Origin of the sequence: Gillisia mitskevichiae (assembly GCF_003634585.1) — a bacterium.
Lineage (GTDB): Bacteria > Bacteroidota > Bacteroidia > Flavobacteriales > Flavobacteriaceae > Gillisia > Gillisia mitskevichiae.
Window position 1 is genome coordinate 820,900 of record NZ_RBLG01000002.1, and the last position, 23,852, is coordinate 844,751.

The 23,852-nt window shown below is 33.5% G+C and carries 25 protein-coding genes; 12 read left to right on the top strand and 13 right to left on the bottom strand.

Annotation, left to right across the window (positions count from 1 at the left end):
- Nucleotides 1-3: 3 nt before the first annotated feature.
- The 11 genes from BC962_RS09475 to BC962_RS09520 all read left to right on the top strand — a co-directional run bounded on the left by BC962_RS09475 (nucleotide 4) and on the right by BC962_RS09520 (nucleotide 10,131).
- Nucleotides 4-2,397, top strand: coding sequence for a heavy metal translocating P-type ATPase (locus tag BC962_RS09475; protein ID WP_121345759.1), 2,394 nt, complete (start codon nucleotides 4-6; stop codon nucleotides 2,395-2,397).
- 11 nt (nucleotides 2,398-2,408) lie between these two features.
- On the top strand, nucleotides 2,409-2,780 hold the full coding sequence (locus BC962_RS09480) for a hypothetical protein (RefSeq protein WP_121345760.1): 372 nt from the start codon (nucleotides 2,409-2,411) through the stop codon (nucleotides 2,778-2,780).
- 97 nt (nucleotides 2,781-2,877) lie between these two features.
- The gene (ccoS, locus tag BC962_RS09485) at nucleotides 2,878-3,072 is read left to right on the top strand and encodes a cbb3-type cytochrome oxidase assembly protein CcoS (protein ID WP_121345761.1); all 195 of its coding nucleotides are present in this window, start codon (nucleotides 2,878-2,880) and stop codon (nucleotides 3,070-3,072) included.
- A 2-nt stretch (nucleotides 3,073-3,074) separates the two neighbouring features.
- The gene (ccoN, locus tag BC962_RS09490; RefSeq protein WP_121345762.1) at nucleotides 3,075-5,270 is read left to right on the top strand and encodes a cytochrome-c oxidase, cbb3-type subunit I; all 2,196 of its coding nucleotides are present in this window, start codon (nucleotides 3,075-3,077) and stop codon (nucleotides 5,268-5,270) included.
- A gap of 12 nt (nucleotides 5,271-5,282) precedes the next feature.
- Entirely contained in the window at nucleotides 5,283-5,492 is a 210-nt protein-coding gene (locus BC962_RS09495) for a CcoQ/FixQ family Cbb3-type cytochrome c oxidase assembly chaperone (protein ID WP_121345763.1), read from the top strand.
- Nucleotides 5,492-6,397 carry a cbb3-type cytochrome c oxidase N-terminal domain-containing protein gene (locus BC962_RS09500; RefSeq protein ID WP_121345764.1) on the top strand — a complete coding sequence of 302 codons (906 nt, stop codon included), beginning with the start codon at nucleotides 5,492-5,494 and terminating at the stop codon, nucleotides 6,395-6,397. Before BC962_RS09495 ends, BC962_RS09500 begins: the two co-directional genes overlap by 1 nt.
- A 176-nt stretch (nucleotides 6,398-6,573) precedes the next feature.
- Nucleotides 6,574-7,992 (top strand): cytochrome c oxidase accessory protein CcoG, encoded by a 1,419-nt coding sequence (gene ccoG / locus BC962_RS09505; RefSeq protein ID WP_121345765.1) that lies wholly within the window; start codon nucleotides 6,574-6,576, stop codon nucleotides 7,990-7,992.
- Between the two features lie 104 nt (nucleotides 7,993-8,096).
- Nucleotides 8,097-8,546, top strand: a complete 450-nt coding sequence (locus BC962_RS09510) for a FixH family protein (RefSeq protein WP_121345766.1) — start codon at nucleotides 8,097-8,099, stop codon at nucleotides 8,544-8,546.
- A 3-nt stretch (nucleotides 8,547-8,549) separates the two neighbouring features.
- Nucleotides 8,550-9,266 (top strand): sulfite exporter TauE/SafE family protein, encoded by a 717-nt coding sequence (locus tag BC962_RS09515; RefSeq protein WP_121345767.1) that lies wholly within the window; start codon nucleotides 8,550-8,552, stop codon nucleotides 9,264-9,266.
- Nucleotides 9,267-9,284: 18 nt separating this feature from the next.
- Entirely contained in the window at nucleotides 9,285-9,422 is a 138-nt protein-coding gene (locus tag BC962_RS16365) for a hypothetical protein (protein ID WP_183075482.1), read from the top strand.
- A gap of 94 nt (nucleotides 9,423-9,516) precedes the next feature.
- Complete coding sequence (locus BC962_RS09520; protein WP_317127953.1) at nucleotides 9,517-10,131, top strand: thioredoxin family protein; 615 nt, start codon at nucleotides 9,517-9,519, stop codon at nucleotides 10,129-10,131.
- A 35-nt stretch (nucleotides 10,132-10,166) separates the two neighbouring features.
- Here BC962_RS09520 and BC962_RS09525 read toward each other — a convergent pair whose 3' ends face one another.
- The 3 genes from BC962_RS09525 to BC962_RS09535 form a co-directional block, all read right to left on the bottom strand.
- Complete coding sequence (locus BC962_RS09525; RefSeq protein WP_121345768.1) at nucleotides 10,167-11,447, bottom strand: acetyl-CoA hydrolase/transferase family protein; 1,281 nt, start codon at nucleotides 11,445-11,447, stop codon at nucleotides 10,167-10,169.
- Between the two features lie 26 nt (nucleotides 11,448-11,473).
- Nucleotides 11,474-14,119 (bottom strand): cation-translocating P-type ATPase, encoded by a 2,646-nt coding sequence (locus BC962_RS09530; RefSeq protein ID WP_121345769.1) that lies wholly within the window; start codon nucleotides 14,117-14,119, stop codon nucleotides 11,474-11,476.
- Nucleotides 14,120-14,219: 100 nt separating this feature from the next.
- Nucleotides 14,220-14,840 carry a WG repeat-containing protein gene (locus BC962_RS09535; RefSeq protein WP_121345770.1) on the bottom strand — a complete coding sequence of 207 codons (621 nt, stop codon included), beginning with the start codon at nucleotides 14,838-14,840 and terminating at the stop codon, nucleotides 14,220-14,222.
- Nucleotides 14,841-15,079: 239 nt separating this feature from the next.
- Between BC962_RS09535 and BC962_RS09540 the strand changes: the two genes are divergently transcribed.
- Nucleotides 15,080-15,916: a universal stress protein gene (locus BC962_RS09540; RefSeq protein WP_121345771.1), complete on the top strand. Its 837-nt coding sequence runs from the start codon at nucleotides 15,080-15,082 to the stop codon at nucleotides 15,914-15,916.
- 66 nt (nucleotides 15,917-15,982) lie between these two features.
- Here the strand turns inward: BC962_RS09540 and BC962_RS09545 are convergent, their stop codons facing one another.
- The 10 genes from BC962_RS09545 to BC962_RS09590 form a co-directional block, all read right to left on the bottom strand.
- A complete protein-coding gene (locus BC962_RS09545) occupies nucleotides 15,983-16,624 on the bottom strand; it encodes a hypothetical protein (RefSeq protein ID WP_147405643.1) in 642 nt (213 codons plus the stop codon).
- Between the two features lie 15 nt (nucleotides 16,625-16,639).
- Entirely contained in the window at nucleotides 16,640-17,062 is a 423-nt protein-coding gene (locus BC962_RS09550; protein ID WP_121345773.1) for a hypothetical protein, read from the bottom strand.
- A gap of 78 nt (nucleotides 17,063-17,140) precedes the next feature.
- Nucleotides 17,141-17,560, bottom strand: coding sequence for an Hsp20/alpha crystallin family protein (locus BC962_RS09555; protein ID WP_121345774.1), 420 nt, complete (start codon nucleotides 17,558-17,560; stop codon nucleotides 17,141-17,143).
- 104 nt (nucleotides 17,561-17,664) lie between these two features.
- Nucleotides 17,665-19,035 carry an MBL fold metallo-hydrolase RNA specificity domain-containing protein gene (locus BC962_RS09560; protein ID WP_121345775.1) on the bottom strand — a complete coding sequence of 457 codons (1,371 nt, stop codon included), beginning with the start codon at nucleotides 19,033-19,035 and terminating at the stop codon, nucleotides 17,665-17,667.
- Nucleotides 19,032-19,880: a PDDEXK family nuclease gene (locus tag BC962_RS09565; RefSeq protein WP_121345776.1), complete on the bottom strand. Its 849-nt coding sequence runs from the start codon at nucleotides 19,878-19,880 to the stop codon at nucleotides 19,032-19,034. Before BC962_RS09565 ends, BC962_RS09560 begins: the two co-directional genes overlap by 4 nt.
- A gap of 28 nt (nucleotides 19,881-19,908) precedes the next feature.
- Nucleotides 19,909-20,316, bottom strand: a complete 408-nt coding sequence (locus tag BC962_RS09570) for a hypothetical protein (RefSeq protein WP_121345777.1) — start codon at nucleotides 20,314-20,316, stop codon at nucleotides 19,909-19,911.
- 11 nt (nucleotides 20,317-20,327) lie between these two features.
- Nucleotides 20,328-21,179 carry a universal stress protein gene (locus BC962_RS09575; protein ID WP_121345778.1) on the bottom strand — a complete coding sequence of 284 codons (852 nt, stop codon included), beginning with the start codon at nucleotides 21,177-21,179 and terminating at the stop codon, nucleotides 20,328-20,330.
- A 62-nt stretch (nucleotides 21,180-21,241) separates the two neighbouring features.
- Nucleotides 21,242-22,093: a universal stress protein gene (locus BC962_RS09580; protein WP_121345779.1), complete on the bottom strand. Its 852-nt coding sequence runs from the start codon at nucleotides 22,091-22,093 to the stop codon at nucleotides 21,242-21,244.
- Nucleotides 22,094-22,106: 13 nt separating this feature from the next.
- Nucleotides 22,107-22,961: a universal stress protein gene (locus BC962_RS09585; protein ID WP_121345780.1), complete on the bottom strand. Its 855-nt coding sequence runs from the start codon at nucleotides 22,959-22,961 to the stop codon at nucleotides 22,107-22,109.
- Nucleotides 22,962-22,971: 10 nt separating this feature from the next.
- Nucleotides 22,972-23,820, bottom strand: a complete 849-nt coding sequence (locus BC962_RS09590; RefSeq protein WP_121345781.1) for a universal stress protein — start codon at nucleotides 23,818-23,820, stop codon at nucleotides 22,972-22,974.
- Between the last annotated feature and the right edge of the window lie 32 nt (nucleotides 23,821-23,852).

Below are 23,852 nucleotides of genomic sequence, written 5' to 3' on the forward strand. Positions count from 1 at the left end.
AATATGGTGACTTGTTATCATTGTGGAGAAAACTGTATAGATGAGATCATACAATATGATGAAAAGTCATTTTGTTGTTCGGGCTGTAAAACGGTCTATGATATTTTAAACGATAATGATCTTAGCTATTATTACGATCTAGAAAGAGCTCCTGGTAACAGTCCAAAAGATCAAGAAGGGAAATACGACTATTTGGATAATGCAGATATCGTAGAGAAGTTATTAGAATTTAATGATTTAAATACCCAGATCATTTCCTTGGTGATCCCTAGCATACATTGTAGTTCTTGTATTTGGATCCTAGAAAACCTCAATAAATTAAATAAGGCGATTAAAAGTTCACAGGTAGATTTTCCAAAAAGGTCCATTCGTATAAGTTATAATTGTGAGGAGCTATCCTTAAAAGAATTAGTAATATTATTAAATAGAATTGGCTACGAACCTTCTATCTCCTTGGAGAATTACAATAAGAAGATTGCAGAAGTAGATCGAAGCCTTATTTACAAACTCGGCATTGCAGGTTTTGCATTTGGTAATATTATGTTTTTGTCTTTTCCTGAATATTTTGAAGTACAGGAATTTTGGTTAGACCAATTTAAAGGTCTGTTCCGCTGGCTTATGTTTGGTTTCTCACTTCCGGTAGTATTTTATTCAGGTTCAGATTATTTTATTTCAGCATATAAAGGAATACGCGCCAAAATATTGAACATAGATGTTCCCATTGCCTTAGGGATCGCTGTATTATTTACTAGAAGTTCTGCTGAAATCATTCTGAATTTGGGTACAGGGTTTTTCGATAGCCTTAGTGGATTGGTTTTCTTTTTACTTCTCGGAAGATATTTTCAACAGAAAACCTATTCTTTCCTTTCTTTCGATCGAGATTATAAATCCTATTTCCCCATTGCAGTCACTCGTTTAAAAAATTCAGTAGAAGAGCAAATACAGGTTTATAAAATTAAAAAAGGGGACCGAATACTTATAAGAAATGAAGAGTTACTCCCTATGGATGCTATCCTTATAAAAGGCAAGGCTTCTATAGATTATAGTTTTGTAACAGGAGAAGCAGATCCTGTAATGAAAAAAAGCGGAGATAAACTTTTTGCAGGAGGTAGACAACAGGGTGGTCTTATAGAAATTGAAGCGCTTAAACCTGTGCAGCAAAGTTATCTCACACAGCTTTGGAGTAATGAGGTATTTAGTAAAAATAAGCAGAGTAGCTTTCAAAGTCTTACTAATAAAATAAGCAAACGATTTACAATTGCCGTTTTAAGTATTGCAATACTTTCTGGATTATTTTGGCTTATTTACGATCCTTCTAAAGCCCTGAATGTTTTTACTGCAGTACTTATTATTGCCTGTCCATGTGCAATTGCACTAGCCGCACCCTTTACTCTGGGAAACCTTCTCCGCATTTTTGGCAGAGAGAAATTTTACTTGAAAGAAGCATCGGTAATAGAGCAAATAGCGAAAATAGATACGATCGTCTTCGATAAGACTGGAACTATAACTACCAACAAAAAAAACAGCATTTCCTATGAGGGTATAGAACTTACAAATTCTGAAGAAGAAATATTAAGCGGTAGTCTCCGGGCTTCCAACCATCCATTAAGTCGTTCCCTATACCAGCTTCTTAAAAAGAACAATATTGTTACCCCCGATGAATTTCTGGAACACACTGGAAAAGGTATAGCATCCACTTATATGAATACTAGTTTTAAAATAGGATCTGCAGATTTTGTGAAAACGAAATCTACTTTCACTTCTTCAGCTATGGTGAAAAAACCTGAAAAAACTTCAGTACATATTAGTAGTAACAATATTTACAAAGGTTGTTTCACTTTTAGCAATGCCTATCGAGAAGGGGTTTCTAAATTATTCGAAGAGCTAAGAGCTAAAAAAGACCTCATCATACTTTCAGGAGATAATGATGGAGAGCGTAAGAATTTAGAGCTGATGCTACCAAGAGAGACCAAGATGCTTTTCAATCAGCAACCAGGGCATAAACTTGAATTTATCAAAAAACTGCAACAAAGCGGCAAGACGGTAATGATGGTTGGCGATGGCCTTAATGATGCCGGAGCATTAGCACAAAGCGATGTTGGAATTGTTATTTCAGAGGATATTAATGTCTTCTCCCCTGCTTGCGATGGCATTTTGGATGCTTCAGTATTTAGAAAATTGGGAGCATATATAGAGCTGTCTCAAAATGGGATCAAGATCATTAAATGGGCCTTTTTGCTTTCACTATCCTACAATATAATTGGTCTTTCCTTTGCCGTTACAGGGCATCTAAGGCCAGTGGTTGCAGCTATATTAATGCCTTTAAGCAGTATAAGTATTGTAGTTTTTACAAGTGTTGCCACTCATTTATTCAGCAGAAAATTATCCATAATTTAAAAATTATAAAAATGAAGCATCATAACTACACTTATAAGCAATTCGTGGAAAAGGATTTTTCAGCAATAGAAATTGTGAATTTCTTATATCGGGATTTACAAATAGACGAGCCTAAAAACAAATCTCAAGCTGTTATAGAAATTTTAGAAGTATTTGTCAATAGACTTAAAACTGAGATATACATGGTGAAAGTTGAATTGGAGAAAGAAGCCGGAATGCATTTTAAGACACTAACAAATCAACTTTCTGCAGCAGTTTCCTATTTAGAAAAAATAATTAATAATACGATCGCAAAATATAAAAATGGGATTAATTATAAGTTGAGGAAGTTGCAACAAATGAGACAAGAAATAGCTGTGATAGGGCTGTATTTGGAGGTATAATGCTTTTAAAATTTTTAGAGTTATATCTCAAAACCTGATTTTCATCATTTTTTATACTGCTCTTCACAAATACTTTTACGCCAAGATTTAAAGAACTATGAATATTATTTACATGTTGTTAGGTATAAGCGTTGTAGTTGCTATAATTTTCTTCGCTGCGTTTATTATTTCGGTAAAAAAAGGGCAGTACGACGATGTCTATACCCCCTCTGTTCGCATGCTTTTTGATGACGAACTAGTTAAAACTAACCAAGCTAAAAATTCATCCGACCCAAAAGAGAAATCCAACTAACTATGGAATTACAGCAGTTTTATTACGATAATAAGATCGTAAAGAAGTTTATTATCGCCACCATGTTCTGGGGATTAATAGGTATGAGCGTAGGTTTATTACTAGCCACTATGTTCTTATTTCCAAACATTACAGATGGTATTCCTTGGTTGAGTTTTGGACGTTTAAGGCCTTTACACACTAATGCGGTGATATTTGCATTTGTAGGAAATGCCATTTTTGCAGGAGTCTATTATTCTAGTCAGCGATTATTAAAAGCAAGGATGTGGAGCGATGCCCTAAGTAATTTTAACTTCTGGGGTTGGCAAGCCATAATTATTGCAGCTGCGATCACACTTCCAATGGGTTTCACTTCTTCTAAGGAATATGCCGAATTGGAATGGCCTATAGATATTGCTATAACCCTTGTCTGGGTTGCATTTGGAGCTAACCTTATTGGAACCATGATTAAAAGGCGACAACGACACTTATATGTAGCTATTTGGTTTTACCTCGCAACATTTGTAACTGTAGCCGTACTTCATATAATTAATAATATTGAGATCCCTGTTAGTGCTTTCAAAAGTTATTCTGTGTATTCTGGAGTTCAAGATGCGCTAGTACAATGGTGGTATGGGCATAATGCAGTAGCTTTCTTCCTTACTACTCCTTTCCTTGGATTGATGTATTATTTCGTGCCAAAAGCTGCGAATAGGCCTGTTTATTCCTATAGGCTTTCGATCATCCATTTTTGGTCGCTTATCTTCATTTATATATGGGCAGGACCACATCACTTACTATATACATCTTTACCAGACTGGGCTCAAAACCTTGGGGTTGCCTTTTCAATAATGTTACTTTTTCCTTCTTGGGGAGGGATGATCAATGGATTGTTAACCTTACGAGGAGCTTGGGATAAAGTACGAGTAGATCCGGTTTTAAAATTTATGGTGGTTGCAATTACCGGTTATGGGATGGCAACTTTTGAAGGACCAATGCTTTCGCTTAAAAATGTAAATGCAATTGCTCATTTTAGCGATTGGATTATAGCACATGTTCATGTTGGCGCATTAGCCTGGAATGGATTTTTAACCTTTGGAATGTTATATTGGATGGTGCCAAGGTTATTTAAAACTCAATTATGGTCTGTAAAATTAGCCAATGTGCATTTCTGGATTGGAACTTTGGGTATAATAATGTATGCCTTACCAATGTACGTCGCTGGATTCGTTCAAGCTTCAATGTGGAAACAATTTAATCCTGATGGTACATTAACTTATGGTAACTTTTTAGAAACAGTTACAGAAATCATTCCGATGTACTGGATGCGTGCCATTGGAGGTAGCCTTTACATCGTGGGAGCTATCGTAATGCTTTATAACATTATTAAAACAGCAAGACAAGGTAGTGCTGTAGAAGATGAATTAGCAGAAGCTGCAGCTCTTACTCGCGTAACCAGTAAGCGGACAAAAGGTGAAGCTTATCACAGTTGGTTAGAAAGAAGACCGGTGAAACTAACCATTTTCGCCACTATTGCAATTCTTATTGGAGGGGCAGCTCAAATTATCCCTTCCTTATTGGTAGATGATTATGTACCGGTGATCTCTAGCGTAAAACCTTATACTCCATTAGAACTGGAAGGTCGCGATATTTATATTAGGGAAGGCTGTGTTAGTTGTCATTCACAAATGGTTAGGCCTTTTAGAAGCGAAGTAGAACGTTACGGAGAATATTCTAAAGCTGGAGAATACCGTTACGATTTTCCTTTCTTATGGGGAAGTAAACGTACCGGACCAGATTTACATAGAATTGGCCAGAAATACTCAGACAACTGGCATCTAAATCATATGTACGATCCACAAAGTACCTCGGCAGGTTCTATTATGCCATCATATCAATGGATAATTAAAGATAAGTTAGATAAGAGCGACACCAAAACTAAAATGAGAGCTATGCAAACGCTTGGTGTGCCTTATACAGATGAAGAAGTAGCCAGTGCAGGAGAATGGATGCTGAAGCAAGGAACAAAAATAGAAAAGAACCTCTATTCCGATCCAGATTTTGCTTCTACCTACGAGGCAGATAAAAAGTATGCTGCAGAAAATGAACTGGAATTTACCGAAATGCGCAATCGAGAAATTGTTGCTCTTATCGCATACCTACAACGTTTAGGCACCGATATAAAAGCGAAAGATTTACAGGAATTATCTACTAATTAAAAATATAAGGCAATGTTTAAATTCGTAAAAGGCCATTTGGAAAGTATAGATGGTGTAGGGATCTATCCTCTTATTTCTTTACTGATATTCTTCATCTTTTTTGTAGTTCTATTTTGGTGGGTAATGACCGCAAAAAAAGAATATATAAATAAGGTGAGTAATCTCCCATTGGAAATTGAAGCTGACAATAAGAATACTTCAGACCAAAAACCCATCATATAATGAAACAAGTATATTCCATATTACGAGTAGTTGGCCTTGTGGCATTAGCAATAATTTTGGCAGAGATCAGCATTGAAAATAGCGATAAAAATGCGTTTGAAGCCTATCCTTTTCTTTGGTTGATATTAGGAGTGGTCCTCCTTTCTGCTATTGCTATAGAAATATCTGTAGGCGCACTCTACAGTGTGTTGTATAAAAGTTTAAAACCAGAAGCTAGAGAACAATTTGATCTTTTAGAACAATCTAAAAAAGAGGCGAAACTGGAATGGTGGCGAAAAGCCTATAAAAAGTTATTAGATAAGAAACCAGTAGAAAATGAAAGTGAAATAATACTTGATCACGATTATGATGGCATCAGGGAATTGGATAATAACCTTCCGCCATGGTGGCTTTATGGATTTTATGCCAGTATCATTTTTGCCTTTATTTATATGTTCAAATATCATGTCTTTGGAGGAACTACCCAAAAAGAAGAATATCTAATTGAGGTGGCAGATGCGGAACGAGAAATAGCAGAATATAAGAAAAATGCTAAAGGCTTACTTACTATAAATACTGTAGAATTATTAACTGAAGAAGTTGATCTTGCTACAGGGAAATCAATTTTTTTATCCAATTGTATTGCTTGTCATAAAGCAGATGGTGGAGGAGGAATTGGCCCTAACCTAACAGATCAATACTGGATTTTAGGAGGAGGAATAAAAAATGTATTCAATACAATTACTGAAGGTGGTCGTCCAGGTAAAGGGATGATCTCTTGGAAATCTGATTTAAAACCTGAGGAAATTGCTCAAGTTTCTAGCTACGTTTTAAGTTTAAACGGTACTACTCCTACAGATCCCAAGGAACCTGAGGGAGAATTATATGAAGCTGCTATTGAGGCAGGAGAAATTGAGACAAAATAGAATCGTATAGAAGTTCCTTAAAACTAAAAGGCTAATAGCATTAATAAATTGTAAAGCTCGAGGCATGTCCACCAGTATGTCTCAATAATAATCGGGAGAAAAAATACTTCAAAAATCTTGAGGTTAACCTCATACAATCAAGCCCTCAAAGAGGGAATTAATTTAAGAATACTAGTTTGGAAAAGCAGGAGCACGAAAGATTTAGGGATAGCATTGGAACTTTAACTAAAGAAGGGAAACGTTCATGGGTGTATCCTAAGAAACCCTCAGGCCCTCTTTATGAATACCGGAAAGTGGTAAGCTATTTATTGCTTGTCTTTCTTATGGCTGCACCCTTTATTAAGATAAATGGGAACCAGTTTTTAATGTTTAATGTACTAGAACGACGCTTTAATATATTTGGTTTCCCATTCTGGCCACAAGATTTCTACCTGTTCGTGATCATCATGTTGATAGGAGTGATATTTATCGCCTTATTTACAGTAGCATTTGGAAGAATTTTCTGCGGATGGATCTGTCCCCAGACCATATTTATGGAAATGGTTTTCCGTAGGATAGAATATTGGATTGAAGGGGATCGTGGGAAACAAATTAGGTTAGATAAACAAGAATGGAATGCAGAGAAGATCAGAAAAAAAGGTCTAAAATGGACCGTTTTTATTATAATCTCTTTTTTAATAGCCAATGTATTTCTAGCCTATATAATTGGTAGCGATCGCTTAGTTCTATATATACTTGACGGTCCAGAAGCACATCTTAGCACCCTTATATCCTTGGTGATCTTTACTGGTGTATTCTATTTTGTTTTTGCTTGGTTTAGAGAACAGGTATGTATTATCGCTTGTCCCTATGGTAGGTTACAAGGGGTGCTATTAGACACTAAATCTATTGTTGTTGCATACGATCATAAACGTGGAGAAAAAGAAGAAGGGCGTGCAAAATTCAAGAAAAGCGAAGATAGAGAAATCAGCGGGAAAGGGGATTGTATAGACTGCTTTCAGTGTGTAAATGTATGTCCTACAGGAATAGATATTAGAAACGGAACCCAGTTGGAATGTGTGAATTGTACCGCATGCATAGATGTTTGCGATGATATGATGCTCGCTGTAGACTTACCTAAAGGATTAATACGTTTTGCAAGTGAGGAAAATATAGAAAAAAAGACAAAATTTAAATTTACTCCTCGCCTTAAAGGTTACACTGCAGTTCTTTTCATACTCGTTTCCTTATTAACGGGAATGTTGTTTTTAAGAAGCGATATAGAAGCCAATATTTTTAGGTTACCAGGACAATTATATGAACACAAAGAAGGAAACATAATTAGCAATGTTTACACCTATAAGTTGCTTAACAAAACCTCTAAAGCTTTTGATAAAATACATTTTGAACTGGTTTCTCATAAAGGAAGTATCGAAACGGTGAAAAGTGATTTTATAGTTCCTGCAAGAGGGATGGCAGAAGGCACTTTATTTATAGAGATAGACCAAAGTGCACTTAAGAATGAAAAGGATAAAATAAAGATAGAGGTGTATAGTGGAGATGTATTAATTGAAACCACTAAAACTAATTTTCTGGGTCCAAGAAGTTATAGATAGATTTTAGATCTGAGGTGTAAGTAATGAGGAGTTAGGAATTTGTGGTTTGTAGTTAGTAATAATCCTCAAAGAGGACTTTTGAAAATTTATAAAAAATAAGGATTATGAAAATAAATTGGGGAACAGGGATGGTACTGGTGTTGCTTGCCTTTATAAGCTTCATCATGTATTTTGTAGTGACCATGCTAACAAACAAAGATTACGATCAAGATTTGGTTGTAGAAGATTATTATAAAGCAGAGTTACACTATCAAGAAGATATAGATGCCGAAGAAAATGCATTGGCCCTTAAAAAAAATGTTTACATTTTAAATGAAAATGGAAGCTGGAAAGTGATACTTCCAAAAGCATTTAATCTAGAGGAAATTGAAGGTGCTATTCATTTATATCGACCTTCTAATAAGATCTTAGATTTTGAGATTCCCTTATCAAATTTAGATTCACATGAGATTACAATTCCGAAGGAAAAAATGATAAGTGGGCGTTGGAATATCATGGTTAACTGGACTTATGAAAATGTCGAATATTTATTCAAAAAAGAGATCAATTACTAAAACATGCTTTTATCTGCCTTCATATTTGGTCTATTAGGAAGTTTGCATTGCGTAGGCATGTGCGGTCCTATTGCATTTTTATTGCCAGTGGATAGAGAAAATAATTTACGTAAACTCTTTCAAATCTTTCTCTATCACTCTGGGAGGCTGTTCGCATATAGTATTATTGGTCTTGCATTTGGGCTAGTTGGAAAAAGTCTTTCCCTTTTTGGAATGCAACAGCAGCTTTCAATATTTATTGGAGTGCTTATGTTGGTTGTTATATTTCTACCAACTAAGATCTTTAATAAATATAATTTCTCGAAACCTCTTTATAAATTGATAGGTAAAGTTAAAAATAGCCTAGGGAAAGAACTTAAAAAGAAAAATCCAGACACGTTTTTCACAGTAGGATTTTTAAATGGGTTTTTGCCTTGCGGCTTGGTTTATATGGCTGTATTTGGCGCAATAGCTGGTGGTAGCGCAATTCAAGGAAGCCTTTATATGCTGCTGTTTGGTTTGGGTACTATTCCATTAATGACAACAGCCATATGGGTTGGAAATTTTCTATCTGGTAAGCTTCGTCAACATGTAAGAAGATCTATACCCGTGTTCTTAAGCATTATAGCCATACTATTTATTCTTAGAGGCCTTGGACTTGGAATACCTTATGTTTCACCGAAAGTGATGACTAAGAACGTAGGGGCCAATTATGAATGTCAACCAAATACAATTAATTAACCTTTAAAAAATTAAATTATGATTCTACAAACTATTATTCCCTTAGTTAACTGGGGTATGGGAACTGCGCTAATTATTGTTTTTGGGATTGTTTGTGTAGCTCTGGTTGTTCTTGTAATTAATATGATTAATAGTGACAAAAAGAAGGATGAATAATTAGGTGCACATTTCCTGAATTCCTCCTTCCCTATTCTCTAAGAAATCACTGCTGGTAACTTAGAAAAATAATTATAAGTTGTAAAATAAAAAGATGATGAAAGAATTAATATCGAAAAGTTTAGAAAAAGCAATGGATCATGAAGAATATATGATCCTTTTTAAACAATTAGTTGCTGAAGGAAAAACAACTGGGGAACCAAGCCCTGAGAAAATAAATTATACTAAACTTAATTGGAGCAGAACAAAACGTTTAAATAAAACTGCGAAGCTTTCAGAAGAACAAAGCAGGCATTTTAAAGATTTAAATGAAGAGCAAACCTGGCTTGTAATTACAGAACCTTGGTGTGGAGATGCTGCCCAAAGTCTTCCGTTTTTAAATAAATTCGCTGAGATTGCAGAAAATATAGATCTAAAAATTGTCTTGCGAGATGAGAATCCAGAACTTATGGATGCTTATTTAACGAATGGTTCACGTTCTATCCCAAAGCTAATTATTCTAGATAAAAACTTGCAACTAATTAATCATTGGGGTCCACGCTCTAAAGCAGCGACTAAAGTTGTAAATAACTATATTCAAGAATTCGGACAAATAGACGATCAATTAAAAACAGAGCTTCAAGTCTGGTACAACCTCAATAAAGGAGAGGCGATCCTTCAAGAAATTCAAGAACTTACTGTTTCTAAGAGTAGTTTAGGAGTAGTATAATAAAAATAGCGAAGGCCAATTCTATTAATATCTGTTTAAATATTAAATCTTTCTTTCGCAGATCTTTCCAAGGATTCCCGATGCTCTGGATGAGCAATAGCGATTAAAGCTTTAGCTCGCGCTTCCAAACTTTTTCCAAATAAATTTACAACGCCATACTCTGTAACTACATAATGGACATGAGCTCTTGTAGTGGTAACACTCGCACCTTGCTTGAGAAAAGGAGTTATTTTTGAAATTCCCTTAGTCGTGATAGATGGCATGGCTATAATTGGTTTGCCATTTTTAGAAAGTGAAGCTCCTCGAATAAAATCCATTTGCCCACCTACGCCAGAATATTGATAGGGCCCAATAGAATCTGCACAAACTTGACCTGTAAGATCAATTTCTATAGCGCTGTTAATTGCCGTAACTTTAGGGTTCTGTCTAATTATCGCTGTGTCATTGGTATAACTAGCTTCTTTAAAATGTACTATGGGATTATCATCTATAAAATCATACAGTTTTTGAGTTCCCATTGCAAAACAAGCCACGATCTTCCCTCTCTTAATTTCTTTTTCTTCCCCAGTTATAACTCCTTGTTCTACTAAAGGCAAAATACCATCACTAAACATTTCGGTATGAATACCTAGCCTTCTATGATTGTTAAGATTATTAAGCACAGCATTGGGTATATTTCCTATACCCATTTGCAAAGTCGCACCATCTTCTACTAATTCCGCAACATGCCTTCCAATTGTAGTTTCAATTATGGTGGGCTTTTCTAATTTGGATATATGAATTGGGGTATTTACTTCAACCATATAATTAATATGACTTACATGTATGATCCCGTCTCCATGGGTCCTTGGTACCTGAGGATTTATTAACGCAATTACAGTCTTAGCATTCTGTACCGCTGGCAATGTGATATCTACCGAAACTCCTAAAGAGCAATAACCATGTACATCTGGAGGTGAAACTTGAATAAATGCAACATCCAGAGGAAATATATTTCTTCTGAAAAGCCAATGTATTTCACTAAGAAATATCGGAATATAATCTCCTGTATTTGTATCTACTCCTGCTCTCACATTTTCACCAACAAAACAACTATTCAATCTAAAGGATTCGCAATATGGGTAATGAGTATATTTTGCTATTCCATGAGTATGTATTTGAATTATTTGCACATTATTCAATTCCAAATACCTCTCACTTAGTGCATCTATCAAAAGATTTGGAGTCATCGCAGCTCCTTGAAAAAATACGCGATCGTTAGATTTTACTATAGATACCGCCTCCTCTACTGTTACTATTTTTAATTGACTCATCATTAATTATTTTTTTTGAAGATTCAAATTTATTCTGTAATTCCTATTCTCTTAAGTATTTGAATTAATACGATAGCGGCCAGCCCCGCAAAAAATACAATTAGATATTGGCCAATAGTTAATGGTAAAAGAGATAATGCTGTGCGAATAACAGGGATCAAATAGGCTATAAATACTAGGAATAATGATAGTAAAATAGCTCCCCACACCCATTTATTATGCATCACTTCATTATTGAAAAAAGAATGTATACGGGACGGAATATTAAATACGTGTAGTAACTGTACCCACACCAGCGTATAAAAAGAAATATTATTTACTACGCTACTTGGAAGTTTTAATATGAAGTGAGTATATAAGGTCACACCAGTAACAATAAAGGTTACACACAGCCCGTATACAATTATTGAGCGCCAGAGTAAGGGAGTGATAATTTGTTCTTTAGGATCCCGGGGAGGTCGCTCCATAATCACTTTTTTGCCTTTTCCCATTCCAAGAGCTAATGCCGGAAAAGTATCTGTTACCAAATTGAGAAAAAGGATCTGTAAAGGTAAGAGCGGTAATGGAATATTTATTATGGAAGCAATCACTACAGAAAGTATTTCTGCAAGATTACAGGATAAAAGATATACAACAAATTGCCTAATATTTCTAAATATTGTTCTTCCCTGTCTTATCGTTAATTCTGTTGAAGCAAATTTATCGTCCAATAAAATAACATCTGCAACATCTTTTGCGGCATCTGTGCCTCGAATTCCCATAGCGATCCCTATATCTGCTTTTCGAAGCGCTGGAGTATCGTTAATACCATCGCCCATCATTCCTACCACTTGATTGTTTTTCTGAAAGAATTCTACTAGTTGTAGTTTCTGCTCTGGAATTATTCGTGCAAAAACATTTGCGTGTAATAGCATGCTTTTAAAAGCGGAATCTGCATTTTTTAAGTCCTTTATCATGCTGCCGTGAATAACCTTCTTTTCATTATCCTCACCTGGCACTAATAGATTAATCTCTTCTGCAATCTTTTGAGCAGTTGCCAAATGATCTCCTGTGATCATGACTACTTTTATACCAGCTTTTCTATAAATCTCTATAGCCTGCCCCACATCTACTCTTGGAGGATCCAGAAATCCAACTATTCCAATAAAAATGAGATCATGAAGTTGCCCTTCTAAAATAGCTTCTTCGGTTTCCTTATATGCAAAACCTAAAACTCGTAATCCTTGACTTGCAATTTCTTCTGAAGATTGAAGCCATCTATTTCTATCCAGCTCAATTTTATTCCCATTTTCGTCTAGTCTATAACTGCATTTAGTTAACAAAGTTTCTAATGCTCCTTTGACACAAATCTGGAAGGAATCTCCATACTTATTTAAAGTCGCCATGAATTTAGTGTTTTCATCAAAAGGAATTTCATTGACTTCCGGGTATTTTAGCTTTACATCTTGGATGTTATGTCCTAATTCTTCAGCAAAAGCTAATAAGGCAATCTCTAATGAGTCTCCATTAGAATTTTCTTTTTGAATGAATGCATTATTGCAAAGAATACTTACTTCAATAAATTTCAGAAAAGATGGTTCTGAGTTTTTATAAGCTTCTCCATTTTCATTGAGATTTAAGGAAGATGCCATGATCACCTCATCCTGCAATTTTACTTGCGACACTTTCATTTCATTAAGAGTAAGTGTTCCAGTTTTGTCTGTACACATCATTGTGATCTCTCCGAGTGTTTGTACAGCTTCTAAACGTTTTATGATCACTTTTTGTTTAGATAATTTAACCATCCCATGAGCAAGAGTAATAGTAGCAACTATTGGTAAACCTTCAGGTATAGCAGCAACGGCGAGTGCTATGCTCGTTTTAATTAATATTTCCCATTCTCTACCTTCTAAATAGCCAATTACAATTATAACCAGGGTCAAGAATATTGTAAGTATAATAAGCCAGTGACTTAAGCTATTTAATCGTTTACCTAATGGGGTATCCTCCTTAACAGCTTCTTGTACTAGTTTATTGATAGAACCTAACTCGGTATGAGCTCCGGTTGCGGTTACAATTGCCTTGGCATTCCCTTTATTTACTATAGTGCCTTTATACAGCATATTACTTCTCTTGTATACTGGCGTATCGAGGTTTAATGCTTTCTTAGACTTAGCAACCTGATTACTTTCCCCAGTAAGCGCAGACTCTGTAACGGCAATCCCTTCCTGATGAATAATACGAGCATCTGCGCCAATTATAGTTCCGGGGGAGAGAATTAATACATCTCCGGGAACCAAGCTCGCAGCTGTAATACTTACAATCTTACCTTCTCTTAGTACAGTAGATAACAACTGAGCACTGTTTTGCAAAGACTCTATCATGCGAGTTGCTTTTAGCTCCATTGCAAATCCAATTCCTGAATTTAACAAGATCACTATTATAACAGCTATTCCTTCTAGCCATTCCTGAAACGAAAAAGCTAAAATCGTAGCTGCAACCAGAATATAAATTATAGGATTTAAAAATTGGTTTAAAAGTATGAGAGCCCAACTTTTAGCTTTCTTAACTTCTAAAATATTGAAACCATATTTCTTCGCTCTTTTATTAACTTCTTGCTCGCTTAATCCAATTAATGGATCTACTTCCAATTGTTTTAAAAGTGTTTCAATAGAAAGGGTATAAGCATTTCCCATTATTTTAAAAATGTATTGAAAGCATAAATATTAGTAGAAATATTTTTAAATCGCGATGCTGAATTAGAACGAAACTGCAAAAACCATAGTAGTCTATAGTTTATTTTTGTAGCTTCATAATCGTCCAGTTTTTTGTGGTTTTACTTGGGATAGCGATTAAGCTTTCACTTAGTACTGTAGATTTGATCTTGGGAAGTTTTCGTAAATATTTTTTGTCTAAGGTTACATGCTGAGGATCGGTAAGAAAATATAATAGCTTACCAGATTTATCTATAGCAATTTCAGTAAAACTGTAGTTTACAACCCTTTTATCTAAGAGGTCATTGGTTCCAAGACTCTCTTTAGTAAGCTCACTTACTACTGCCATTCCATCTTTAAAATTTGTAGCATTAATATAAACAGGTTCTATTACTATTTTTCCTGACTTATCTATAAAACCATAAAAGGGAATGCCCTTTTCAATTTTCTGAATCAAGCATCTATCCTCTTTAAAATAGGGATATTTAGATTTATCTTTATCTTCTCCTGGCAATATTGCAACATCATTTCTGAAATTTATTACTAAGGTTCCAGACTCATCTACAAAACCCCAATTTCCATCTCTTTGTACAGCCGCGAGACCATCTTTAAATGGAGATATGAAATCTAAATCTTTTATGTCTTGAGCAAAACCAAGACCGCTTAAAATAATTAATCCGAAAGTAATTAGTGTGGTTCTCATAATGTACTTGTTTTATTATCATAAAGTTAACTGCAGCATAGGAACATTAAAATGACATTTCTCACTTTTAGCTAAGAATACATCCCTAAATTCAACTTCCTTGATTTTTAGAGTTATCTGGAAACATAGAACTCTTTTTTACTAATAATTCTTATTCATGTACTTTCTAAGTAGAACATGATTTTTATCATTCTTTTACCACAACATTCCTGTTAATTTTATTTTTATAATCCAATACGATGAAAAATATTCTATTACCTACAGATTTCTCAGAAAATTCCTTGAATGCTATAGACTATGCTCTTGAATTTTTTAAAGGAACTAGTTGTAATTTCTACATTTTGAATGTTCAAAAATCCTCAGATTTTCTAACTGCAGATTTGGTTACAGCTGCACCTGAGGCTTCGGTTTATGAAGCTATAGCTAGTGATAATAAAAAGCAATTGATGGATTTAATAAGAACCTATAAATTACAATTTGCACATGAAAACTATAGCTTGAAACCCATTTTTGATTATGATAATCTTGTGAATGCTATTAATGAGACTTTAGCTGCACATAAAGTAGATCTAATTATAATGGGCACAAACGGCGCCACAAACGCAAGAGAAATTTTATTTGGAAGTAACACTATTCGGGTAATAAGAAATATAAAATGTCCACTACTGGTTATTCCAGAAGACTATAAATTCTCACAAATTGAAAATGTTCTTTTTTCGACTTTTAGAAGCGAAGATTTTAGTAGCGCTGGAATTAAAATATTAAAGGAAATAATTAAAAGGTATCAACCCGAAGTAAGTGTAATAGAACTTAATAACAATCCTATTACCTCTACCCACAAAAAAGATGATGCTAGAGTTAAAAGGCTATTAAAGGATATTAATTATAAGTTCTCTATTGTTAATAGAATCCCTGCCGCGATGGCTATTAGTACAGTGACACAATTTTTAAATATAGATCTTCATGCAATGTTCCTTGATGAAGAAGAAAATTTCTTGGAACGATTTATCTTTGGTTCAGAAAGAACGAAAATGAGTTATGCCACTAGTGTTCCACTTTTAATCCTCCATAAATAGCACCTATAGAATTATTAAAAAGTCTTATTTAATATAATTATTGAATCCAGTATCCATGTTAAAAAATTATTTTAAGATGACTTGGTTATCCTTTAAACTTCTAAAAACAACTTTTAAATAATTATTAATATTCTTATTTATTCGTTCTGTATCCACCAGATCTATTGAAGCTTTCCAAAGTATTCGCCTTTCGGTTGGAGGACATAAACAATAAAGCGAGGTTTCTGTATGGTAAAGCACATAACTTTCCGATTCTGTACTTCCATAAATTTCTTGATTGTGATAATAATAATCTGTAAATGAATCCAGATTCCTAGAGAAATTCTGGTAGGCTTTTCCAACCGTAACTTTTTCTTCTTGACCTGTAACTTTAGCCAATAAAACCGCATCAAAATTGGCATCCAATAATTGTTCTCGAATTTTATTAAGTTGTTCCTCCGTTTTTTGCTTTTCTGTAAATGAACTTTCAAAAAAGTCTATACTTTCTACTGCGATTACATTTCGTTTAGAAAATTCATCTGCTACCTTTGTTTCAAAAATTCGCCGAATATCGTTATTAGGCGTCATTCCAATTATTAGTACTTTCTTTATTTCTAAGTTTTGTGCAACGGGATTAGTGTATTCCTCAACCAAATTACTCGAAGAGCAACCTAGCAAAAGAAAGCAATATATGTATCTTATATTCTTAAAAATTAAGCTTGTTTTCATATATACAAGACTCCATTATTTCAATAACCTTTTTTGCTTACCAACTTTCATGATCTCCTTAATAAGATCAAAAATCTTGGCTTTTAACTTTCTAACCTTAAGATTGAAAGCAATAGCTTCAGACATAATTTTATTGTGTTCAACTTGGTATTCATCCTCTTCATCCGGAATATCTATATCGTCCAGTAAAGTTTGAAGATTATTTTTATGATTTTCAGTATCCTTTAAGAGAGACTCCAAAGTTTTTTCATAAGTGCTTAGATCACTTACAATGCTTTTGCTCTCTTCTAAGTGTTTGCTGGAAATAAGTTCTAGAGTAAACTCTTTAATAAGATCGCTTAGAAATTGGATTTCATCTCTAACAAATTCAAGATCCGAGATACATCTTAGTGTTTCATTGTGTAGGCTACTCGGATTACGCCATTCTTTATATTTCATTTTTTATATATTATTTTCCATTTTGATTATTTTAAAATGGGGGGATATAAATATTCGCACTGCGTTTTCCAGATAGAATTATGCGATTTTAATGACCTTTTTTGGATTCTCTATAGCCGAATTCTTTTTAGTTAGTTTAAGTTTTAAAATTCCATCTTTATAACTAGCTATAACCTCCTTATTTTGATCTACGGTAGGTGGGATTTGTAGTTTCCTGTCGAAGGAGCTATACTCGAATTCTTTTCGAGTAAAATCTTCATCTTCTATCTTTTCTTCTTTATTCTTTTCTGCAGAAACATGAAGAATACCATTCTCTAAAGATACGTGCATTTCCTTTTTAGAAAATCCTGGAACGGCCATTTCAATTTCAATGCTTTTAGAATGATCTTTCACATTCATTGCTGGAAGGTTTCTGGATGAAGAGAAAAAATCGTTGTCAAAAAAAATATCACTGTCCAACCAAGGGAAACCATTGTTTTTAAATTTTACTAAAGACATAATTAAAATATTTAAGGTTAATAATTAATTTTAATTAAAAGTACACCTCAAAAAAGCTAAATGAAATGACAATTGTCAGTTAGTATCTTTAGCTATTTTTAAAATTAAATCTTGAATTCTCTTATTTCATTAAGTTTTGGAATAGTTGCCTTCCAATTATAAGTGTCTTTAATTTTCACTCTAAAAGCATCTAAAGCTGTTGGTTCTCCATGAATTAGAAAGACCTCTTCTGGGATGTTCTTGATCTCAGTCATCCAATCTAATAGTCCTTGCTGATCTGCATGCGCAGATAAACTTTCTATATGATGGATTTTGGCCTTTACAGGATAATATTTTCCGAAGAATTTAATTTCATGAGCACCTTCAAATAATTGTCTTCCACGGGTTCCTTCTGCCTGATAACCAACAAGTAGTACAGAGGTGCTTGTTCTATCTATTAACTGTTGCAAATAAGTTAACACACGGCCGCCGGTAACCATCCCACTTCCCGCAATAACGATTTTAGGCCTTGGATTATCTATTGTCTCCCAAGTCTCTTTATAGGAAGTAATAATATTCATTCGCTTTTGCATGGCGACAAATTCTTTTGAAGGAAGCTTATGCCATGCTGGAAAACTTTGGAATACAGATAGTACATTATTTCCCATTGGACTATCTATAAAAATTGGAATATTAGGTATCCGATTTTCATTGTAGAGTTTCCATAAAATAAACATTAAGGTTTGCAGTCTTTCTACCGCAAAAGATGGAATTATAAGTGTACCTCTATTATGTATGGTTTCATTAATTAAATCGATAAGTTTTTCTGATACACTCTCTACAGGATGTAATTTATTACCATAAGTACTTTCAATAAAAAGATAATCTGCCCACTCTGGTTTTTTAGGAGCGAACAACAGTAAATCCTCTTCCCTGCCAATATCTCCAGAAAAAACAAATATCTTTCCAAAAATATCCAACTCGATAAATGTGGCTCCTATAATGTGCCCATTATATTGAAACCTATATTTAATGTTTTCTGTTAAAAGTATCCATTGATCTTTTTTTTCAGATTGAAAAAAATTAAGGGTAGTCTCTGCTTCTTTAACGGTATAGAAAGGTTTTGCTGGTTGGTGTTTGGTAAAACCTTCATTATTTGCTCTTTCTGCATCCTCTTCATGAATTTTGGCACTATCTCTTAAGATTATTTCGGTAATGGCTAAGGTAGGCTCTGTCCCTATTATTTTACCACGAAAACCTTGCTTTACTAATCTTGGTAAATAACCAGTATGATCTAAATGACCATGGGTAAGAATTACATAATCTATAGTAGAGGCATCTACAGGGAATGGCTCCCAATTCTTTTCTCGCAATTCTTTAAGACCTTGAAACATACCACAGTCAATTAAGATTGTAGCCTCTTCTAATTCTAATAAAAATTTAGAGCCTGTAACAGTACAAGACGCTCCTAAAAAATGAATTTTTACAGTTTTCATGATTTTATTCTTACGTAATTACAAAGCATATTTATTTCCTTAAAAATCTTCTCCTTTCTTTTTTCAGAGATCCCTAAATGGTCTAAATAAAATTTATCCTTTAAAAGCTGTCTCAACAAAACCACATCTCTGCTAATTAAGAATTGTTTTTCCCTATTGGTTAGAAGTGTAGAAACAGTTACAGGGTATAATCTTAGCCTATCTATTCTATCTTTTAAGCCATTATCTACCGGGAAATCCCAACTTAATAAATGTAAGCCACTACATTTCCCATAGATTAAAGCGTCCTTAGTGAATTGAGTATTAGTTACAACCCAGCCTTCATTAGGACAGTTTTTAGAATCTTTATAATTCAATAAAATATCCTGGTATCTGGAATGTATATAGAGAGGGATCTTTACATCACACTTTTTACTACGATCGCTATGAAATTTGCATTCTGCAACAATATATTCATCGTTCTTTTTAGCAATTACATCTACCTCATGAGTAACACATTTTCCCTGTAAAAAAGCACCCGTCTTTATAGAATATCCAGAGAACTCAAGTAAAGCCCCTATAAATTTTTCAAATGGAAAGCCGGTTGGACCAAACTCATAGATTGCCTTTTTTAGTTTGTATTTTGAAGCATATATAGGTTGGTTCTTTTTAAGTAATGCGAAGGCGCGGTTATAAATTTCTTTTGTAGAGATTCCTTGATACAACTCATCCCTAACCACATCTATAATTTTATTAATTGTGGCCTTATCTGCCCCACTTCTCTTTAATGAATTATGCAGCTTTGAAATTGAAAATTTCTCGCCTTCTCCTGACGATTTTTCTATAAAAACTTCCTCAGTACTCATTTAGTTCCTTTTACTTACCTATATATTTTTATACTTTATAATAATTACTAACCATTGCTTTAATTTGATTATCGGTCATACTATCTGCCTTCAAGACATCTACAACCTTTTTATGTAGATTGGGATAATTTGATTCTAATTCCTTATTAAAGATTAAAGGGATATCTGCCGGGCCATAAATAACAATACTATCCAGATCTTCTAAATTAGAGCTTACCTGCTTAAAGTAATTTTTAATTGAATGTTTTTTAATCTCCAAAACTCTTCGATCTTTCACAATTTCTTGTGCCCCGCTTCTTTCAAAATCTTTCGATCCACTAAAATCACTGTCTGTATTTTCAATTTTAGAGATATGAGTTTCTACTTGAGTGTCTTCTATATCTAACCTAATAATAACTGCCTTTTTTCGATCTATCCAAATACCTGCTTTTTTCATAATTCATGATTTTAGTTACGTAAATCGTGTAATACCAAAACTGGGACTTTTGCATGTTGGCCAAGTTCTTTTACCATAGGCTTAGAGAAAAGCACATCAAAAAAAGCATGCTTCTTGTTTATAAAAACGATCATTTCACTACCCCTACTTTGCACAAATAAATGTAAACCTGTTTGTACATTATCATATTCTAACCAGTGAAATGTATAAACTAAACCGTCTAAACACTCTTCTAATAAGGCTTTTTTCTCTTTTTGTTCTTCATCTAGAACATTAGATTTATTTACATGTAAAACTCTAACCGGAGAATTGGTTAATTTAGAAATTTGGAAAATGAATTTTAATTCTCTTCTTTTAAAATGAGTTTTAAAACTAGTAGGAAAAACGATCTCTTTAGGATCTTTATAAACAAGGTTATTTGGCACTACAAGGACTGGGCAATTTCTAATTTTTTCCATTATAGAAATAGCATTACTACCATAAATAATATTTCGAGCATCTGTGTCTCCCTTATTTCCAATTACTATAAGTTCTATATCTTTTGTTTCAACAAATTCTTTTATTGCATCTAAAGGTTTATTATTAACTGCATATGTAGAATAGGTATGCTTATAATCTAGGTTTCTTAAAGCGATCATTTGCAAGACTTTTTCTAGCTGAGCTTCAGATTTAGATTTGGCTTTATTAAAAATTCGTTCCCCTGCGTTGGCTGGAGTATTGATCCCTAAGTTTACTACCTCATAGGTAAATGCGTTTAACAAATAAAAATCACATTCATCATTTTTATATAATTCACTAGCGTACATTATTGTGTTCCAAGAATTTTGGGAAAAATCTGTTGGTAATAAAATTTTCTTTTTCATTGCTTTATCTTTATTATTTTAACGATAAATATACGGGACAATTGGCGGTTTTCACCTTATTGTTATGATTTAACTTCAGGAATCACTAAATAGGGACGATTGGAATACAAGCCCATTTTTTTAACCAATGATTCTCTTAGAAGATCTTCTAAAAAGCTATGTTTATAGTGAATCATCGCCAATATATTAAAGTCATAAAACATCACATATTGTAATAGGCTATCGGTTTTATTAGATAGGATCTCCTCTTCAAAAAGCTTATAATCTATCTCATACAACATCTCCTTTAGCTCATGAATATTTTCTCTTTGTACTTCTGTAATTATCTCCTGCTTACCAAGAAATAGTATTCTTAATACTGCATTATAACTTTTTGCAAATTGTATAAGAGGCGCTATTTCTTTTGGTCTTATTTTTCTTGTAAAATCTGTAGCAAATCCAATTCTCTTAATCTCTACAAATTCCATTTCACCAGGTATCATTAAAAGTGGTGCTCCTTTTAGTTTTTTGATGACTCTAACTGTATTGCTCCCAAATAACACATCTTTAGCACCAGATATACCTTTGGTACCCATTACCACATAATCTATTACCTTAGACTTAATAAGCGTATTTATAATCTTTTGCAGATCTAAAAAAGTCGCAATGGTTTCAAACTTATGAAGTTTGTTTTCTGTATCCAGAATTATTTTGTGCATTAGCTGTTTGCACTTATCATGAGATTCATTAGTTAATCTCTCTATGATCTCTTCATTTTTTCTGGTTAAAATTCCTTTAGTTTGGGCAATTACATCTGCTTCAAAAGAATTTACCAAATGAAATGTGACCTTTTCATTTTTAAATAATTGAGTAGCATAATGCAAAGCACTATATGCGTTCTTCGAGAAATCTGTGGGTACAAGGATTTGTTTCATTTTTATAAGCTTTTTAATTCAACATTCTTTCTTCTGAAGGAATTACCAAGAAAGGAACCTTAGTATGAAATACTATTTTATTTATAACAGGCTTAAACAATATATTTTCAAAAAAAGAATGCTTGGTATGAATCATAATTAATAAATTGATCTTGTTTTTTAATTCGAATTCTACGATCGCTTCTTGAATGTCTTTATGCTCGGCGATATGAAATCTATGAGAATTATGTTCGAAATATTTATCCAGAAAATCCATCATCATTTCATGATCAGTTGCTTTATCTTCTTCATGAATAACATTGAAAATATGAAGCTTAGAGTTATTTATTTTACATAAATCTCTAACAAATGATAAATACCTATTTTTATATGAAAAATTAAAATCTGTAGGAAACAAGATCTCTTTTGGTTGTTCATAAACAAAGTTTGCAGGCACTGCAATTACCGCACATTTAATCTTTTTTATAGTGTACATGGTATTAGTGCCTAGAAATATTTCTTTGGCTCCAGTTGCGCCAGAAGTACCCATTACAATAAGATCTATATTCTTCTCTTTTATTTGATCTTGCATTTCATTAATGAGGATATTAAAGGAACTTACTTTTTCAAAAATGTGATTTGGATTTTTAAATTTCTCTTTCAATAATTTTTCAGTTTTATCAAGATTTTGGGCTACTGTAACCTTTAAAATTTCCAATAATTCGAAAGTAGAGTAACTATCTGCAGGTGTACCTACATTATAGGTTACAGGCGTATAGGTATGTAATAATGTAAACTCACACTTCTCTTTCTCGAAAAGTTGAACTGCATAACACAATGCGTTGAAGGCATTATCTGAAAAATCTGTTGGTAGTAAGATACGTTTCATATTTAGTGTATTAATAACGTTGTAAGTTTTGGAGTATCAAAAAAGGGAGTTCTAAGCTAAGGCCAATCTTATCTATAGTAGAAGTGTATAAAATATTCTCTAAATAAGAATGCCTTGCATTTACCATAACCAACATATCTATCCCGTTAGATTTTATGTAATTATTAATAGTAGAAGTAAGCCCTTCTCCCATAATAGTTACAAAATCTGCCTTGTTATTTTCAATATTACTCTTTAAGAATGCTTTATTATCCAACTGTCTATAGGATAATTGGTCGAATTTAGAAATATGAAGAAATGTGATTCCAGCAACAAAATTTGCTGCCATGGTACTTAATAACTTTATTTCTCTTCTTTTAAAGGGAAGTAAATAATCTGTTGGAAATAGAATTTTAGAAGGTGTACCCTTCTTAAAAGAATTAGGAACTGCTAAAACAGGGCATTTAACATATTTAACTACGTTTAGAGTATTGCTTCCAAAACTTAACTTCTTATCGTTAGTTTTACCTCTAGTACCCATAATAATTACATCTATATTCTCCTTATCGGCAAGATCGTTTACAGAATCTACTAGGGTTTCAAATTCAGACCTGATAATTATCTCATGTTTCGGATTTGGAGAAAATGTAAGGATTTCCTTTTTTAGCTTTTTTAAGTTGGCTTCAGAATTTAAAAAAACTTGCTGCTTTAATGCATCAAACTCTGCGCGAACTAAAAGTCCCTTGGTATTATATACTTCATCTGAATAAGCATGCAGTACATATATTTCACAACGATCATATTTAAATAATTCTAATCCATACTTTATAGCGTTTAAAGCATTTTGAGAAAAATCTGTTGGAATTAATATCTTTCGCATGAGTGTGGTTTTAAAATAATACTTAAAACTAC

What these genes read in the sequence shown, in the direction of transcription:
- BC962_RS09475 (WP_121345759.1), top strand. Translation starts at nt 4, where the DNA reads ATGGTGACTTGTTATCATTGTGGAGAAAACTGTATAGATGAGATCATA.
- BC962_RS09480 (WP_121345760.1), top strand. Translation starts at nt 2,409, where the DNA reads ATGAAGCATCATAACTACACTTATAAGCAATTCGTGGAAAAGGATTTT.
- ccoS (WP_121345761.1), top strand. Translation starts at nt 2,878, where the DNA reads ATGAATATTATTTACATGTTGTTAGGTATAAGCGTTGTAGTTGCTATA.
- ccoN (WP_121345762.1), top strand. Translation starts at nt 3,075, where the DNA reads ATGGAATTACAGCAGTTTTATTACGATAATAAGATCGTAAAGAAGTTT.
- BC962_RS09495 (WP_121345763.1), top strand. Translation starts at nt 5,283, where the DNA reads ATGTTTAAATTCGTAAAAGGCCATTTGGAAAGTATAGATGGTGTAGGG.
- BC962_RS09500 (WP_121345764.1), top strand. Translation starts at nt 5,492, where the DNA reads ATGAAACAAGTATATTCCATATTACGAGTAGTTGGCCTTGTGGCATTA.
- BC962_RS09510 (WP_121345766.1), top strand. Translation starts at nt 8,097, where the DNA reads ATGAAAATAAATTGGGGAACAGGGATGGTACTGGTGTTGCTTGCCTTT.
- BC962_RS09515 (WP_121345767.1), top strand. Translation starts at nt 8,550, where the DNA reads ATGCTTTTATCTGCCTTCATATTTGGTCTATTAGGAAGTTTGCATTGC.
- BC962_RS16365 (WP_183075482.1), top strand. Translation starts at nt 9,285, where the DNA reads ATGATTCTACAAACTATTATTCCCTTAGTTAACTGGGGTATGGGAACT.
- BC962_RS09520 (WP_317127953.1), top strand. Translation starts at nt 9,517, where the DNA reads ATGATGAAAGAATTAATATCGAAAAGTTTAGAAAAAGCAATGGATCAT.
- BC962_RS09525 (WP_121345768.1), bottom strand. Translation starts at nt 11,447, where the DNA reads ATGATGAGTCAATTAAAAATAGTAACAGTAGAGGAGGCGGTATCTATA.
- BC962_RS09530 (WP_121345769.1), bottom strand. Translation starts at nt 14,119, where the DNA reads ATGGGAAATGCTTATACCCTTTCTATTGAAACACTTTTAAAACAATTG.
- BC962_RS09535 (WP_121345770.1), bottom strand. Translation starts at nt 14,840, where the DNA reads ATGAGAACCACACTAATTACTTTCGGATTAATTATTTTAAGCGGTCTT.
- BC962_RS09540 (WP_121345771.1), top strand. Translation starts at nt 15,080, where the DNA reads ATGAAAAATATTCTATTACCTACAGATTTCTCAGAAAATTCCTTGAAT.
- BC962_RS09545 (WP_147405643.1), bottom strand. Translation starts at nt 16,624, where the DNA reads ATGAAAACAAGCTTAATTTTTAAGAATATAAGATACATATATTGCTTT.
- BC962_RS09550 (WP_121345773.1), bottom strand. Translation starts at nt 17,062, where the DNA reads ATGAAATATAAAGAATGGCGTAATCCGAGTAGCCTACACAATGAAACA.
- BC962_RS09555 (WP_121345774.1), bottom strand. Translation starts at nt 17,560, where the DNA reads ATGTCTTTAGTAAAATTTAAAAACAATGGTTTCCCTTGGTTGGACAGT.
- BC962_RS09560 (WP_121345775.1), bottom strand. Translation starts at nt 19,035, where the DNA reads ATGAAAACTGTAAAAATTCATTTTTTAGGAGCGTCTTGTACTGTTACA.
- BC962_RS09565 (WP_121345776.1), bottom strand. Translation starts at nt 19,880, where the DNA reads ATGAGTACTGAGGAAGTTTTTATAGAAAAATCGTCAGGAGAAGGCGAG.
- BC962_RS09570 (WP_121345777.1), bottom strand. Translation starts at nt 20,316, where the DNA reads ATGAAAAAAGCAGGTATTTGGATAGATCGAAAAAAGGCAGTTATTATT.
- BC962_RS09575 (WP_121345778.1), bottom strand. Translation starts at nt 21,179, where the DNA reads ATGAAAAAGAAAATTTTATTACCAACAGATTTTTCCCAAAATTCTTGG.
- BC962_RS09580 (WP_121345779.1), bottom strand. Translation starts at nt 22,093, where the DNA reads ATGAAACAAATCCTTGTACCCACAGATTTCTCGAAGAACGCATATAGT.
- BC962_RS09585 (WP_121345780.1), bottom strand. Translation starts at nt 22,961, where the DNA reads ATGAAACGTATCTTACTACCAACAGATTTTTCAGATAATGCCTTCAAC.
- BC962_RS09590 (WP_121345781.1), bottom strand. Translation starts at nt 23,820, where the DNA reads ATGCGAAAGATATTAATTCCAACAGATTTTTCTCAAAATGCTTTAAAC.